General features: G+C 61.0%; 10 protein-coding genes and 1 pseudogene. 2 read left to right on the plus strand and 9 right to left on the minus strand.

Annotation, left to right across the window (positions count from 1 at the left end):
- The first annotated feature begins 156 nt into the window (after positions 1–156).
- Entirely contained in the window at positions 157–642 is a 486-nt protein-coding gene (locus tag RV1423_RS05580) for a YajQ family cyclic di-GMP-binding protein (protein WP_007880288.1), read from the plus strand.
- 104 nt (positions 643–746) lie between these two features.
- On the opposite strand, the gene aroG is transcribed toward RV1423_RS05580, so the two are convergent.
- The 4 genes from aroG to RV1423_RS05600 form a co-directional block, all read right to left on the minus strand.
- The gene (gene aroG / locus RV1423_RS05585) at positions 747–1,814 is read right to left on the minus strand and encodes a 3-deoxy-7-phosphoheptulonate synthase AroG (RefSeq protein WP_034294122.1); all 1,068 of its coding nucleotides are present in this window, start codon (positions 1,812–1,814) and stop codon (positions 747–749) included.
- Between the two features lie 328 nt (positions 1,815–2,142).
- Positions 2,143–3,603: a metalloprotease TldD gene (tldD, locus tag RV1423_RS05590; RefSeq protein ID WP_034294124.1), complete on the minus strand. Its 1,461-nt coding sequence runs from the start codon at positions 3,601–3,603 to the stop codon at positions 2,143–2,145.
- A gap of 26 nt (positions 3,604–3,629) precedes the next feature.
- Positions 3,630–4,436 (minus strand): carbon-nitrogen hydrolase family protein, encoded by an 807-nt coding sequence (locus tag RV1423_RS05595; RefSeq protein ID WP_034294125.1) that lies wholly within the window; start codon positions 4,434–4,436, stop codon positions 3,630–3,632.
- 114 nt (positions 4,437–4,550) lie between these two features.
- Positions 4,551–8,708, minus strand: a complete 4,158-nt coding sequence (locus tag RV1423_RS05600) for a YhdP family protein (protein ID WP_034294126.1) — start codon at positions 8,706–8,708, stop codon at positions 4,551–4,553.
- A 189-nt stretch (positions 8,709–8,897) separates the two neighbouring features.
- Between RV1423_RS05600 and glnE the strand changes: the two genes are divergently transcribed.
- Positions 8,898–11,615, plus strand: coding sequence for a bifunctional [glutamate--ammonia ligase]-adenylyl-L-tyrosine phosphorylase/[glutamate--ammonia-ligase] adenylyltransferase (gene glnE / locus RV1423_RS05605; RefSeq protein ID WP_034294128.1), 2,718 nt, complete (start codon positions 8,898–8,900; stop codon positions 11,613–11,615).
- Between the two features lie 36 nt (positions 11,616–11,651).
- Here the strand turns inward: glnE and RV1423_RS05610 are convergent.
- The 5 genes and pseudogenes from RV1423_RS05610 to RV1423_RS05630 all read right to left on the minus strand — a co-directional run bounded on the left by RV1423_RS05610 (position 11,652) and on the right by RV1423_RS05630 (position 15,638).
- Positions 11,652–12,380: pseudogene (locus RV1423_RS05610) on the minus strand (class I SAM-dependent methyltransferase).
- Between the two features lie 110 nt (positions 12,381–12,490).
- Complete coding sequence (lepB, locus tag RV1423_RS05615) at positions 12,491–13,180, minus strand: signal peptidase I (RefSeq protein ID WP_034294130.1); 690 nt, start codon at positions 13,178–13,180, stop codon at positions 12,491–12,493.
- Positions 13,181–13,309: 129 nt separating this feature from the next.
- A complete protein-coding gene (locus tag RV1423_RS05620) occupies positions 13,310–13,825 on the minus strand; it encodes a hypothetical protein (protein WP_051516499.1) in 516 nt (171 codons plus the stop codon).
- A gap of 193 nt (positions 13,826–14,018) precedes the next feature.
- A complete protein-coding gene (gene gap, locus RV1423_RS05625; protein WP_034294132.1) occupies positions 14,019–15,032 on the minus strand; it encodes a type I glyceraldehyde-3-phosphate dehydrogenase in 1,014 nt (337 codons plus the stop codon).
- A gap of 9 nt (positions 15,033–15,041) precedes the next feature.
- Complete coding sequence (locus RV1423_RS05630) at positions 15,042–15,638, minus strand: N-acetyltransferase family protein (RefSeq protein WP_373419950.1); 597 nt, start codon at positions 15,636–15,638, stop codon at positions 15,042–15,044.
- Positions 15,639–15,640: the final 2 nt, after the last annotated feature.

The following is a 15,640-nucleotide window of genomic DNA, read 5'->3' on the forward strand; positions in this document are numbered from 1 at the left end:
GGATTATAGCGCAGCGACTGCCGTGCAGCCGTCGGGCGTAGCCTCAATCCCTGTTGTCCGTTAAAATCACGGCTTTCAGGTGCAAGCCCGTCCATCACGCACTATTACGCTATTGCGCTATTGACAGGATGCTACAGGACAATAAAGGAAATCGCCATGCCATCGTTTGATACCGTCTCCGAAGCCAATCTGGTCGAAGTCAAGAATGCCGTCGACCAGGCCAACAAGGAAATCACCACCCGCTTCGACTTCAAGGGCAGCGACGCCCGCGTCGAGCAAAAGGAACGCGACCTGACCGCCTATGCCGATTCCGAATTCCAGCTCGGCCAGGTACGCGACGTGCTCACCAACAAGATGACCAAGCGCAACGTCGACGTGCGTTTCCTCGACCACGGCAAGATCGAGAAAATCGGCGGCGACAAGGTCAAGCAGGTCATCAAGGTCAAGAACGGCATCGAAACCGAAGACGCCAAGAAGATCGTACGCGTCATCAAGGACAGCAAGATGAAGGTGCAGGCCAGCATCCAGGGCGACGCCGTGCGCGTGACCGGCGCCAAGCGCGACGACCTGCAAGCCGCGATGGCAATGTTGCGCAAGGAGATCAAGGACCTGCCGCTGGAATTCAACAACTTCCGCGACTGATTCATTGGCGCGCAACATGAAAAACGCCGGCAGATGCCGGCGCTTTTTATTGGAGATGGCGATACGATGAATTCATCATCCTTGCCGTATTGCCTTCCCAAATATCACTCCTTGTCGCCGGTCACCAGACGGCGTTGCTTGACCGCATCAGCCAGGCCTTGCAGCACGCCCAGGCTTTCTTCCCAATTGATGCAACCATCGGTAATGGACTGGCCGTAAGTCAGTTCCTTGCCAGGCACCAGATCCTGGCGCCCGGCAACCAGATGCGACTCGACCATCACGCCGACGATACGGCTGTCGCCGCCGGCGATCTGGCGCGCGATGTCGGCACAGACCGGAATCTGGTTTTCCGGCTTCTTCGAGCTATTGGCGTGCGAAGCATCGATCATCAGGCGCGACGCCAGGCCGCTGTTGGCGATGTCCTTGCAGGCGGCGTCCACGCTGGCGGCGTCGTAGTTCGGCGTCTTGCCGCCGCGCAGGATGATATGGCAGTCCTCGTTGCCGGCGGTCGAGACGATGGCCGAGTGGCCGCCCTTGGTGACCGACAGGAAGTGGTGAGGCTGCGACGCCGCCTTGATCGCATCGACGGCGATCTTGATATTGCCGTCGGTGCCGTTCTTGAAACCGACCGGGCATGACAGCCCGGAAGCCAGCTCACGGTGCACCTGCGATTCGGTGGTGCGCGCACCGATGGCGCCCCAACTGATCAGGTCGGCGATGTATTGCGGGCTGATCACGTCGAGGAACTCGGTGCCGGCCGGCAGGCCCAGTTCATTGATGTTCAGCAGCAGTTCGCGCGCGGTGCGCAGGCCGTCGTTGATGCGGAAGCTGTTGTCCATGTAGGGATCGTTGATCAGGCCCTTCCAGCCGACAGTGGTGCGCGGCTTCTCGAAGTAGACGCGCATGACGATTTCCAGCTCGCCCTTCAGGCGTTCGCGTTCGACCACCAGGCGGCGCGCATATTCCATCGCGGCCTTGGTGTCGTGGATCGAGCATGGGCCGATCACGACCATGACGCGGTCGTCCTGGCCGTGCAAGATGCGATGCAAGGCGGTGCGGCACTCGGCCGTCGTGTTTTCCACTTTTTCGCTGCCGCCGAATTCGCGGATCAAATGCGAGGGGGGTGTCAGTTCTTTCATTTCTCGGATACGTAGATCGTCGGTGCGCGGCATTTTTTCTCCTGATTGCAATCTGAATTTTGAAAATTCGAATGGGTAAAAAAAAACCGCCATCACTGGCGGTTTTTTAGAAATTCGGTTTGGTCTCTGCTTACGAACGCTTACCGCTTTTCACCGCCGTGGGGCTGGAATAGCTAAAGTAAAAATAAAAGAAGTAAGCGCGGACGAAAGACATTGTTCAATCTGTGGTTAATTCCAACGAAAAAAGATAATGCAACAAATTCCCGGCTTTGGCAACACCGTTCATTAATTACTCACAAAAACCGCATTGAATGACGTTTTTTTGCATTTAAACCATCAATCAATGCCTCGCATACATAGTTTATGCGGCTCCACCCACGGTCACGCCATCCAGGCGCAAGGTCGGCTGACCGACGCCCACCGGCACGCTTTGACCTTCCTTGCCGCACACGCCGACGCCGGAATCTAGCTTCATATCGTCGCCAATCATTGAAACGCGATTGAGCACGTCAGGACCATTGCCGATCAGCGTGGCGCCTTTGACGGGATACGAAATCTTGCCGTTTTCGATCATATAGGCTTCGCTGGCGGAGAACACGAACTTGCCGTTGGTGATATCGACCTGGCCGCCGCCGAAGTTGACGGCGTACAAACCGTTCTTCACCGACGCCAGGATTTCCGCCGGGTCCTTGTCGCCGGCCAGCATGTAGGTGTTGGTCATGCGTGGCATCGGCAGGTGCGCAAACGATTCGCGGCGCGCGTTGCCGGTTACCGGCATCTTCATCAGGCGCGCGTTCATGGTGTCCTGGATGTAGCCTTTGAGGATGCCGTCTTCGATCAGCGTGGTGCACTGGGTAGGATTGCCTTCGTCGTCGATATTGAGCGAACCGCGGCGATCGGCAATGGTGCCGTCGTCGACCACGGTCACGCCCTTGGCAGCGACGCGGTCGCCGATGCGACCGGCGAAGGTGCTCGAGCCCTTGCGGTTGAAGTCGCCTTCGAGGCCGTGGCCGATCGCTTCGTGCAACAGGATGCCGGGCCAGCCTGGTCCGAGGACGACGGTCATCGGACCGGCCGGGGCCGGACGCGCGTCCAGGTTCACCAATGCGGTGGCGACCGCTTCGGAGGCATATTTTTCCAGTAATTCATCGTTGAAGTAAGCATAGCTGTAACGGCCGCCGCCGCCGCTGCTGCCCATTTCGCGCCGGCCGTTCTGTTCAGCGATGACGGTGATCGACACGCGCACCAGCGGGCGGATGTCGGCGGCGATGACGCCATCGCTGCGGGCGACCAGCACCACGTCGTATTCGCCGGCCAGGCTGGCCATGACTTGCACGACGCGCGGATCCTTGGCGCGGGCGATGCGTTCGATACGCTCCAGCAGCTTGACCTTGGCGGTCGCATCCAGCGAAGTCAGCGGATCGTGCGGCAGGTACAGCGAACGGCCGCCGTTGGGCTGCATGCTGCCCGCAATCTTGACGCGGCCCGCGCCTTGGCGGCCGATGGTGCGCGTTGCCGCCGCGGCGTCGAGTAGGATGGCTTCCGAGATTTCATCGGAATACGAAAATGCGGTCTTGTCGCCCGACACGGCGCGCACGCCGACGCCCTGATCGATGGAGAAACTGCCGGTCTTGACGATACCTTCTTCCAGGCTCCAGCCCTCGCTCTTGGTGAGCTGGAAATACAGGTCGGCGTAGTCGACCTTGTGGGTAAACATGGTGCCCAGTGTTTTCAGCAACTTGGCTTCGTCCAGGCCGAATGGCGTGAGCAGGACATCGCGAGCAATACCGAGCGCGCTGAGATTGGGTTCGAATGTTTTCATAGGGAGTAGTTAGTTTGCAACAACTTTTATAGCTTGCGATGTTTCAATGCAGGCAGGCTTTCACGTACGTATTGTAGACGATGGGGGTCGATGTCGCCGATAACAAGGCCCTCGCCCTCCGGCAACACGCTGACGATCTCGCCCCAGGGATCGATCAGCATGCTGTGGCCCCAGGTGCGGCGGCCGTTGATGTGCTTGCCTCCTTGCGCCGACGCCAGCACGTAGCACTGGTTCTCGATGGCGCGGGCGCGCAGCAGGATTTCCCAGTGCGCCTGGCCGGTGGTGTAGGTGAATGCGGCCGGCACCACGATCAGGGCGCAGTCGCCCATGGCGCGGTACAGCTCGGGAAAACGCAGGTCGTAGCAGATTGACAGGCCGACCTTGCCGAACGGCGCAGTGAAACCGCCGACTTCGTTGCCGTACACGATGGTGCGCGCTTCGTCGTAAGCTTCTTCGCCGCGCGCGAAGCTGAACAGGTGAATCTTGTCGTAGCGCGCCACGCGGCGGCCTGCCGGATCGTAGACCATCGTGGTGTTGAGCACCTTGTCGGCTTCATCCGACGCCATCGGCAGCGTGCCGCCGACCAGCCAGACCTTGCACTCGCGCGCCAGCTCCACCATGAAGGTCTGGATCTTGCCATCGTCCGTATGCTCGGCATGCTCGAGCTTGACCTTTTCATGCATGCCCATGATGGGCCAGTATTCCGGCAGCAGCACCAGTTGCGCGCCCTGCCGGGCAGCCTGCGCCACCAGCCTGCGCGCAGCGGCGAAGTTCTGTTCGACCTCGGGCGTCGACACCATCTGTATCGCCGCGACCTTGTATGTTTCGTTCATCTCAGCCTCCCCTGGAAATCGGTTGCACCGCATCTCGGTATGAGATGCTGGGACGTCGTCGGACGCCTGCTGGCAGGTTGTCCGTCCCACATCCGCTAGGATGCCGGATCGATGTTATTTGGCGGCAGGTTTGCCATTAGCGTCGGCGGTGGCGTGCTCTTGCTTGACCACCAACGGATCGCTCCAGGACCCGGTGACATTATATTCAAAGGTGAGAGTCTTCATCAGCGGGTTGCGCAGGAACAATTGCGCCAGGAAGGTTCCTACGCCGACCAACGGGTTGATCGCCAGCGCCACCAGCGAGGCGGTGCCGAGATTGACCTCGGGGATGACCACCAGATGCAGGTTCTGGGTTTCCTTGGCGATGTCGGCCGAACCGTTCATCAGCACCGATGCCGCCACACCGGTCATCTTGAGATTGTCCGTCGTTGCAATCCCCTGTGCGATGGAGGCTGTGCCGACGATATTGTCGAATGCGAATCCCTGCGAAAACACATCCCGGAAATCCAGCGCCAGCCGGCGCGGCAAAGCTTGCAGGTTGAGCACACCGAGCAGCTTGGCCGCGCCCGGATCGACCTTGAGGAACTGCCCCGAATGCATATCCATGTGCACCTGCCCCGTCAGGCTGGGAATGTCCAGCGAGAACGGCAAGCCCTTCCAACTGACGTCGCCGTCGAGTTGTCCCTTGCCGCCGCGCACCACGCCGACGAAGCCGAAGCGCTCCAATAGTTTGCCGGCGTCGCTGATGTCCAGCGCATACGTCAGGTTGGAAGTGTTGTCTCGGCCGAACGCCATCCAGTTGCCCGCCGCACGCAGCTCGGCGTCGGGATTGATCAACGTCAGCTTGTTGATGCGCCACTCGCTGCCGATGCTCACGCGCACATTGTTGGCCTTGAGTTCAAGACGGCCGAGTTTCTTGCCGAATAACTGGAAATCGTCGGCAACGATGTCCAACGCAGGAATCCTGGTGGCGCTGTCGCCGTTGCTTTCGAGCACGTCGCTGACGTCACCCGCCGCGCCCTTCGGAATATTGAGCGTTGCCAGCCGCGCGGTAACCAGCCCCAGGCCGCGGCCGCTGTCGGACTCGCTCCAGGTGGCGTAACCGGTCGCCTGATCGGAGGCGATGTTCACTTGCCAGGTCTTGTTCTGATGCGAAGCCCCGAGCAATACGTTGTCGAGCTTTTTACCCATCACCAGCAGTTCGGTCGCGCGGCCGGCAATCACGTCCGGTTCGAGATAGGCGCTCATGCCCGGGTCAGGCGGCGTCTCGCGGCCGTCCGGCTCTTTGGAGATTGCGGAGCGGAAACTGACCCATTGATCGATGTTCATGCTCCTGGCGCTGGCGTACACCGACAGGCCGCTGTCGGGCTGCGGCGCGGGCTGGCCGAAGCCGATGCCGCCGCTCAGCACTTGCCAGTCGTCCTGTTTGCCAAGCACCTTCTGGCGCCGATAGCGCGCCGCCATCGCCGAACCCAGCGACAACCTGATTTCATCTCGCTGAACGAGCGGATCGTCGGACGGCAAACCGACGATTTCGAACTTCAGCGGCCAGCTTTCGTTGGCCGCCTTCTGCAAGGGCACAGGCAAATCCAGCGCCATGCCTTGCAGGCTGGACTCGATGGTAATTTCAGGCAGATGCTGGCGCACCGCAATGGTGGCCGTATAGCGCGAGGCGCCGCCCAGGCGGCCAAGCAGCCGCTGCAGCACCGGCTGGCTGTATGCCTTGCGCAGGCCGTCGGCAGTTACCGAGCCATCCACCCTGACCAGCGTATTGCCGTCGCGCTGGGTGCCGCCGGCCACCGTGACCGGCTCGTTCAGGAATGTGCCTTTGATGCCGTTCAGATTGAAACCCTTTTCGTTGAACTCCAGCTTGCCGCTGGTGCGGTACACGGTCGGCAACCCGGCCAGCAAGGCGATGTCGTTGTTCATGAATTGCAGGTTGCCATCCACTTTGGCTTCGACGATATGATGCAGCGGCAACTCGAGTTTCAGTTGCAGCTTCGCATTGCCGGCGGCCTTGCTGTCGTCGGTGAAATTGCCGATCCAGTGCGCCACCGGGCTGTCCTTGACGTAGTGCAGGAAATCCTGCATCGCGCCGGCGGCAACGCCGTCGATTTCCAGCGCAGAATCGGCTTTGAGTACATCGGGAATACTTGCTTTCACATCCGACACCGCCACGCCGTGGGTCTTACCCGACTCGGCCAGTATCTCCAGGCGGCTGCGGTCGACCGACACGGTACCCCTGACGTCCTCCAGCAACGGCCACTCCGGCGACCTGCCGTCCGCTGCGAAGTGCGTCGGCGAATAGTTGATCTTGAGACGATCGAACTTGCCCGACAGCCTGAACTCGCTCTTGCTGCCCGGCTTGGGATTGCGGAACGGAAAATCCGCCAGTTCGCCCTTGGCGACGATGTCGACATCGCTGGCCTGGCCGTCCAAGAGCGCGCCGGAAATCCAGTCCGACGCCGGCTTGGCGGTGTTCGACGGCAGATAGCGCGCCAGTTTGCTCAGATCGAATCGCGACAATCTGGCCTTCATGTCGATTGCACCGGACGTCTTGCCCGTCAACGGCAGCAAATGGGTGCCACTGAGCGTACCGGCCATGTCCTGCAAGGCGAAGTCCATGCTGTCGACATGGAGCAGCAAGGTGTCATTTTTCTGGATTTCCCAGTGGCTTTGCAAATCCAGCTTGTCGACCGGCAGGGACCCGTCGGCGAAATACGCCGGCAACTGGAACACCATATTCTGCGAAGCCAGGCTCAGCTTGCCCGCACGCTCGGTGGCATCGATCTGTCCGCTCAGGTTGGCATAACCGGGAATCGCCGGCGTGCCGGTGTGGGCAGGCTGGGTCGCGGTCTTGGGCTGCGCCGGACGCGCCGCCTGCGCCTGCATGCTCAGCCCGCTGAAACCGCCGCGAATGCGATAAGCCTGAATCTCCGGGTAGCTGCCCTCCCATTGCACCGTAAAATCCTTGAGCTGGCCGCGCGGCGCCAGGTCCGACAACAACTTGTGCTGCGACGGCGTCAGCGGCAGGCGCTCGGCCAGGTTGGACAACAACGCCAGATCCAGCAGCCCGGCTTCCACTTTCATCTTCTCCGGATGGAAACGCGTCGCCGGCTCGAACACTTCGGAAATCGTAGTCGACGGCAGCACGAAACCGTCTTCAGTCTGCAACGAGAAATTGGTCAGCGCCAGCTTGTGGCCGTTAGCGCCGAAGGTCGGGATGCCGTCCTGAAGGTCGGGGGCATATATTTCACTGCCGGATACGCGGCCGTCGACGCGCGCCAGTTGCAGCGGCTCCAGTCGCTTGTCCAGCCGAGCCGACAGGTTCGACAGGCTGAGATCGGCGGTGAAGTTGGCGACCTTGGTGTGATCCAGGTCCAGCCAGGCGCGCACCGATCCCTTGCCCTGGCTCAGTTCCAGCGGATAATCAAAATAAGGCTTCCAGACCGCCAGGTCGGTGTTGCGCAGGTCGGCGTACAAGGTGCCCTTCCAGCGTGTCACGTCTGAAATCCTGCCGGCGAAGCTGGGATGGTAAAAACTGGCGCGCACGTCGAGCGGCGCGGCATAGTCGGCCGGCGGCGTCGCCTTCAGCGCCATCTGATGCAGGCGCCACCGGTTGTGCAGCACCAGATTGACATCGTTGAGCGCCAGTTCGGGCGCGCCGCGCTTGTCGTCGCGCCAGCGTATCTTGCCGTCGCGGATCACGATCTCGCGCTGCGACAACACCCAGTCGGCGCCGGCGCTATTGTCTTGTCCGCCGGAAGTCGGCAGCCCGGCGACGAAGAACTTGCCGTCGGCGTCGCGCAGGATCGAAAGGTCCGGCTTGACGATGGTGAGATTCTCAAAACGCAACTCGCCCACCAGCACGGTCGACCACGACAAGGTGGCGGAAACCTTGGGCAAGGCCAGCGCCGGCTTCCCGGCCTGATCGTGGATGACGACCTCGGTCAACTCCAGTTGGGGCCGCAACCCGCTCCAGGAGGCGTCGATGTCGGCGATGCTGACCGGACGGCCGATGGCGCGCGAAGCGATCTTTTCAATGTCGACCTTGTAGCTGTCGATTTCGGGCAGGATGACATAGCGCAGCGTGAGGAACAGCGCACAGAAGATGAAATAGCCCAGCACCAGCAGCTTGGCTGCGACGCCGAGGATGCAGCGGGTCGCCGTACTCAGATGACAATACGCCCCCTTCACCGTGTACCACACCGTGCGCCAGCCCGCATCCAGGCGGCCGGTCGTCGCAGAGGCGTCTTTTGGGTCTTCGGACATCAAGGGCAGGAGTAAAAACTCACGGTAGAATGAAACAAACGTTGTAGCGCAACATCATCGCATGGAAGCGCGTTTTGACCTAGAGGCCGCGAATGCGTTCTCATAGGGAAAAACCCCGGATTTACCATTGTTAACCTCGTATTCAATCCGACATCCTGACAATTTGTGACCAACTCCCTTCTCGACAGCATGACTGCCTCCCGGTTCCTGGCCCGCTGGGCCAATGCCGACGCCGCCCGTCCCGCCCAGTTGGCGGAATTCTCGCAATTATCCCTGAACCGCGCCATTTTCGAGCGCGTTTTACAAAATGACATGCATGCCGCCGGCTCCGCAGATGCCGCCGCGGCGGCGCTGAACGGCCCCATGCGCCGCCTGCGCAACCTGGTGGTCTGCACGCTGATCGAACGCGACCTGACCGGCAAGGCCGACCTCGCCGAGGTCGTGCGCACCATGACCGAATTCGCCGATTTCGCCGTGCAGACCCATTTGCGTGCGCTGATGCAGGAACTGACCGCGCTGTACGGCATGCCGATCGGCGAAGAATCGGGCGACGAGCAGGAACTGATCGTGCTCGGCATGGGCAAGCTCGGCGGCGGCGAACTCAACGTTTCTTCCGACATCGACCTGATCTTCGTCTACCCCGAAGACGGCGACACCCGCGCCGACCTGCCGGAGCAGCGCTCGCTGTCCAACCACGAATTCTTCATCCGGCTCGGCAAAAAGCTGATCGCCGCGCTGTCCGAAATCACCGCAGACGGCTTCACCTTCCGCGTCGACATGGCGCTGCGTCCCAATGGCGGTTCCGGCCCGCTGGCGGCCAGCCACAATATGGTCGAGGAATACCTGATCCGCCAGGGGCGTGAATGGGAGCGCTATGCCTGGACCAAGGCGCGCGCGCTGACCGGCAAGGACAACGACATCGCGGCGCTGGAAGCCGTCAGCCGCCCTTTCATCTATCGCCGCTACCTGGATTTCGGCTCCATCGACGCGCTGCGCTCGATGCATGCGCAGATTCGCGCCGAAGTCAAACGCCAGGAATCGCTGCATCCGGAACGCAGCAACAACGTCAAGCTCGGCCGCGGCGGCATCCGCGAAGTGGAATTCATCAGCCAGGTGTTCCAGTTGATCCGCGGCGGCCGCGACCCTGAGCTGCGCGACCGTTCCACACGCGCCACGCTGCGCACGCTGGCCGACAAGAACCTGCTGGCTCCTCGGGTGGTCGCGCAATTGCTGGAAGCCTACACGTTCCTGCGCAATCTCGAACATCGCCTGCAATATCTCGAAGACGCCCAAACCCACACGCTGCCGGTCAATGAGAACGACCAGCTCATCGTTGCAAAAATGATGGGCTGCGCCGATGTCGCAACATTGCTTGCCGAGCTGGAAAAACACCGCCGCATCGTCGCCCGGGAATTCGACACCATCTTCAGCGACAAACAAGGTAATGCCGACGACGGCAGCGATGGCGACGGCAACGCCTGCGACCTCAACGACGGCGAGAGCGCCGAATCGATCGCCGCCACGCTGGCCTCGCTCGGTTTTGACGACGTCGACACCGCCGCCCAGCGCATGCTGGCGACGCTGCAGTCGCCGCGCCTGCAATCGCTGCCGGAAGCCAGCCGCGCGCGCCTGATCGCGTTGATCAATGCCGCGCTGCCTATCATCGGCGCCATGCAAGACTCCCGCCTGCCGACCTTGCGCCGCCTGCTGGACTTCTTCGAAGCCATCGCCCGCCGCGCCGCCTACCTGGCCCTGCTGACCGAATATCCGCATGCGCTGACGCGCCTGATCCGCATGATCGCCGCCAGCGACTGGGCCGCCAAATACCTGACCCAGCACCCTATCCTGCTCGATGAATTGCTGGACGACCGCAACCTCAAGGCGCCGCCCGACTGGCCGGCGTTCGCCCAGGATTGCCAGCACCGGCTCGACACCGCGCCGGGCGACACCGAGCGGCAGATGGACATCCTGCGCGAGGTCCACCATGCGCAACTGTTCCGCCTGCTGGCCCAGGATCTGGAAGGCGAACTGAGCGTCGAGCGCCTCGCCGATCATCTGTCGGCGCTGGCCGACATCCTCGTCGCCGCCACCGTCCAGGCGGTCTGGCAAACCATTGCCAATCGCCACCGCGAAGTGCCGCAATTCGCTGTCATCGCCTACGGCAAGCTGGGCGGCAAGGAGCTGGGTTATGTGTCCGACCTCGACGTGGTCTTCCTCTATGACGACGACGACCAGGAAGCGCCCGGCCTCTACGCCAAGCTGGCGCAGCGCTTCATCACCTGGATGACGGCGCACACGCCGGCCGGCACATTGTTCGACATCGACATCGCCTTGCGCCCGGACGGCGCCAGCGGCTTGCTGGTGTCGTCGTTCGCGACCTTTGAAAAATACCAGCGCAACTCGGCCTGGGTGTGGGAGCACCAGGCTCTCACGCGCGCCCGCTTCTGCGCCGGCGACGCCGCCATCGGCAACCGCTTCGAAGCCCTGCGCGAAGACTTGCTGCGGCAGCAGCGCGACCCGCAAAAACTGACGCAGGAAGTGCTCGGCATGCGCATGAAGATGCACCAGGCGCATCCGAACCGCAGCACGCAATTCGACCTCAAGCATGACGACGGCGGGATGATCGACATCGAGTTCATCGTGCAATTCCTGGTGCTGCGCTACGCCTCGCAATATCAGCAACTGACCGGCGACATCGGCAATATCGCCCTGTTGAAACTGTGCGGATCGCTCGGCCTGATCGACGCCGCGCTGGCCGACGAGGTCGCCGACGCCTATCGCTTGTTCCGCAAACTGCAACACCAGATCCGCCTGCAAGGCGAAGAGCGCGCACGCACGGCGATCGAGCGCGTGCAAAAGGAAAGCGACAGCGTCAAGCGCCTGTGGATGGAAGTGTTTGGAGGATAAGGCGATGCAGCCGGTCGGGAAGCCGGCCGTCGATTTTCAGAGGGCGGGTTTGACCGCCACGAGGTTGATCAGCGTTTCTTCGCGCTCGGCCGCGGGCTTGATTCTCAGCACGCGTTCCATCAGACCGAGGCCTTCCCTGCTCCACCACAGGTAAGGATAGGAAATCGATTGCGGCGCGACCCGGAAGCCGGCGCTGGGCACCAGTGCAAGATATTCTTCGGCGGTCTTTTGCACTTCCATCGGATGGCGGAACAGCAGACGGATCATCCACGAATGGATGTAGCGCCTGGTCGATTCGGCAAACAACAGCACGCCGCCCGGCTTGAGTACGCGGAAGAATTACTGGGTCGCTTCTTCCTGCTCGATCAGGTGATGGAAAGTCTGATGGCAGAACAACAGATCGACGCTGTTGTCGTCGAGCGTCATGTGCGCGCTCGAACACTGGATGAATTCGGCCCTGACGCCTTCCGCCGCAACCTCCTTCGCCGACGCTTCCAGCATGGTCGGATCGATGTCCATGCCGATCAGCCGCTGCGGTGCAAAACGGTCATGCAGCTTTTTCAGCGAACGTCCCCAGCCGCAACCGACATCGGCCACCACCGGATAGGATGCGCGACGATCGGGGATCAGCGATTCCAGATCCTTGAAAGCGCGCTCAAGCACATGCAAGGTCCAGGTATGCGTTTGCAGGAACCAGATGCCGAAGGCGGTTTCCGGAACGTGGGGATGGCTTTGCGGCGATTTGACGATGAGAGGAGCATTCATGTTCTTGTTGTCATGCATAACGACCGTGCATGATGCCCTGCCTTGCGCAGAAATGCAAAATCTCCGACGCCGTTCCGATAAGTATCGAAGACGCCGGAACAAGACCTCAATTAGCTGACGCCTTCCAGCGCCGCGCCGAAACGATGTATGCGCGGAAGGTAGTAACGTTGCGGGTCGAGTGAAAACATCACGCGGCTGACGCGGCCGGTCAGCAGTGCGCGCGGGACGAAACCGATGTAGCGCGAATCCTTACTGTCGTCGCGATTGTCGCCCAGCACCAGATACTCGCCCGCCGGCACCGTCATCGGGCCGAAGCTGCGCAGGGCCATGCGCTCGGGCAGCAACATCACACCATGCGCCATTGCCGGCAAGTGTTCCCTGACAATGACCTGCTTGCCGTCGTAATCCGGCATGAGATGCCCGCTGAGCGCGGCGCCGGCGGCGCCATAAGCCATCGGCTCGCCGTTGATAACCAGTTGCTCGTTACGCATTTCTATCACGTCGCCGGGCAGCCCGATCAGGCGCTTGACCAGACGGGTGCCATCTTCCGGCGAACTGAAGGTGACAATGTCGCCGCGCCGGGGATCGGCGATATGGCCGACGACAATGTCGGTGAACGGCAATTTGACGTCATAAGCCAGACGATTGGAGATGATACGATCGCCGATCAACAGCGTCGGATACATTGACGCCGAGGGCACGCCGTACCAGTCCGCCACGGCGCTGCGGATCAGCAGCATGCCGAGCAGGAAGCACAGGAAGCCTTTGTTGGCGGAAATCAGTTTCTTGATTGCTTGCATTGCTTCATTCCATAAAAAACGCCCCGGCTGGCGGGGCGAATTTGTTAACGTTGCATCGTCGACCTCACATCGATTGCGAGTCGACTGCAGCGCATCGACGGTCCGGGCTCGCACCCGGCCATAGTGTACTCAGTTTTTGCCGGAGCTGCCGTCGCGATCGCGACTCCTGCGGCTGCTGCTTCTATCGCTATCGCCGCCGCCATCCTTGCTGCTCTTGCTATCCTTGTCCTTTTCCTTCTCGGCGCGTTCGCGCTCACGACGCTCCCGACGTGCGGCACGATCGTCCTTGGGAGCATCATCCTTGGCGGCATCCTTGGCCGCATCATCGGTCTTTTCGGGAGGCGGCGGAACAACCGTCGGGATATTCTTGGCGGCCATGTATTCGTGCATGTCCTTCCAGCCGGCGAAGATACCCGCCTTCAGCTTGTCGGGATTGCGTTGGTAGCAATCCTCCAGGCTCTGGCCGGCCTGACGGCAGCCTGCGCCCAGCGCAATGCCTTCCGCCTTGGCTTCTTCCGGCGTCTGCTTGGGTTTGGTGAAGCTGGCGACATAATCGCAGGCGCTGAGCGTCAGGCTCAAGGCCAGCATGGCGATCAGCTTCACGCCGTGGCTACGCAAAATCGGTGTTGAACAAGGTGACGACATTCCAGCCCTCGATTAATTATTATCAAATCATCAACAAACAAAAGGCTATCGCAAAACGGATTTTGCAATAGCCTTTCCAGAACTCGGTAAAAAAGCCTGATTATTGATCCGCCCAAGATATTTTCTTAGACATCGCATGGCAAGCATGCGATGAAAAGAAGCCCAATTAGGCCGGATCAATGAGAAATGCCGATTATTTTGCCGAAACCAGCGCCACGGTGGTGTCCAGCATACGGTTGGAGAAGCCCCATTCGTTGTCGTACCACGACGAAACCTTGACCAGACGACCGGAAACCTTGGTCAGTGTGGAGTCGAAGTTCGACGAAGCCGGATTGTGGTTGAAGTCGACCGATACCAGCAGTTCGGTGTTGTAGGTCAGGATGCCCTTGAGCGGGCCGGCTTCGGAAGCAGCCTTCATGATGGCGTTGACTTCATCGACGGTGGTGTCGCGTGCCGCGATGAACGACAGGTCGACGATCGAGACATTGATGGTCGGAACACGGATGGCGTAGCCATCCAGCTTACCGTTCAGTTCCGGCAGCACCAGGCCGACTGCGGAAGCAGCGCCGGTCTTGGCCGGGATCATCGATTGGGTGGCCGAACGCGCGCGACGCAGGTCTTCATGATATACGTCGGTCAGGACCTGGTCGTTGGTGTAAGCATGGACGGTGGTCATCAGGCCGTTGACCAGGCCGATCTTCTCGTGCAGCGGCTGAACCAGCGGCGCCAGGCAGTTGGTGGTGCACGATGCGTTGGAGATGACGGTGTCGCTTGCCTTCAGCACGCCGTGGTTGACGCCGAACACGACTGTCGCGTCGACGTCCTTGCCGCCCGGTGCGGAGATGATGACTTTCTTGGCGCCGCCTTTCAGGTGGGCGCTGGCCTTTTCCTTCGTCGTGAAGAAGCCGGTACATTCCAGCACGACGTCCACGCCCAGTTCGCCCCAAGGCAGTTCGGCCGGGTTGCGTTGCGCCAGCACCTTGATGCGGTCGCCGTTGACGACGATGGAGTCGCCGTCAACTGTCACGGTGCCGGGGAACTTGCCGTGGGTGGTATCGTATTGGGTCAGATGGGCGTTGGTCTTCGGATCGCCGAGGTCATTGATCGCCACGATCTGGATGTCGTGCTTCTTACCGCCTTCGTAGTGAGCGCGGAGGATGTTGCGGCCGATACGGCCATAGCCATTGATTGCGACGCGGATAGTCATGTTTTCTCCTTAAGAAACAGTAGTAATTTTGCCAATGGAACCGCCAATGGTGCCGATATTGCGCCAGCCATACGCGGTTTCGATCAAGTCCAGTTCGTCCCATCTGAAAGTTTGCTCTGCCAGCAACTGAGCGCCCTGCCGCTCGCAAAAATCGCGCGCCTTGCGGTTTTGCGCCAGCACCCAGACCAGCATGTTGGGCGCGCCTGCCGCCGCCAACGTCGCCGCCACTTGCGTGAGCAGGCGACGGCCGATGCCGGCGCGCTGGGCCGACGGCAGAATGTACAAGGCAGTCAGTTCGGCATCGAAATCCAGCTTTCGTTCTGCCAGCGTGATGCCGGCGGCAAAGCCGACCAGTTCGCCGTCGATTTCGGCGACGAAGGTGCAGGCCGCATCCGATGCCGCGCCCAGCACGCGCGTCCACAGGCGTGTGCTGTCCTCCACTTTCATGCCGTCCAGATAGGCATCCGGAATCATGCCGCGGTAGGTCGCGCGCCAACTGTCGATGCGGACCTTGGCGATCGTCTCGGCATCGTCCACCGTCGCGTGCCGGATCGTTACGGCGCCGACGATGTTGGTGACGTCGCTGTCGCGATCGTTGCCGGCCATGT

This window comes from Herbaspirillum sp. RV1423, assembly GCF_000577615.1.
Classification (GTDB): domain Bacteria; phylum Pseudomonadota; class Gammaproteobacteria; order Burkholderiales; family Burkholderiaceae_D; genus Herbaspirillum.

Bases quoted from the DNA above. Each gene is read 5' to 3' on its own strand.
- gap (WP_034294132.1), bottom strand. From the start codon at position 15,032: ATGACTATCCGCGTCGCAATCAATGGCTATGGCCGTATCGGCCGCAAC.
- RV1423_RS05630 (WP_373419950.1), bottom strand. From the start codon at position 15,638: ATGGCCGGCAACGATCGCGACAGCGACGTCACCAACATCGTCGGCGCC.
- aroG (WP_034294122.1), bottom strand. From the start codon at position 1,814: ATGCCGCGCACCGACGATCTACGTATCCGAGAAATGAAAGAACTGACA.
- RV1423_RS05580 (WP_007880288.1), top strand. From the start codon at position 157: ATGCCATCGTTTGATACCGTCTCCGAAGCCAATCTGGTCGAAGTCAAG.
- RV1423_RS05600 (WP_034294126.1), bottom strand. From the start codon at position 8,708: ATGTCCGAAGACCCAAAAGACGCCTCTGCGACGACCGGCCGCCTGGAT.
- lepB (WP_034294130.1), bottom strand. From the start codon at position 13,180: ATGCAAGCAATCAAGAAACTGATTTCCGCCAACAAAGGCTTCCTGTGC.
- glnE (WP_034294128.1), top strand. From the start codon at position 8,898: ATGACTGCCTCCCGGTTCCTGGCCCGCTGGGCCAATGCCGACGCCGCC.
- tldD (WP_034294124.1), bottom strand. From the start codon at position 3,603: ATGAAAACATTCGAACCCAATCTCAGCGCGCTCGGTATTGCTCGCGAT.
- RV1423_RS05595 (WP_034294125.1), bottom strand. From the start codon at position 4,436: ATGAACGAAACATACAAGGTCGCGGCGATACAGATGGTGTCGACGCCC.
- RV1423_RS05620 (WP_051516499.1), bottom strand. From the start codon at position 13,825: ATGTCGTCACCTTGTTCAACACCGATTTTGCGTAGCCACGGCGTGAAG.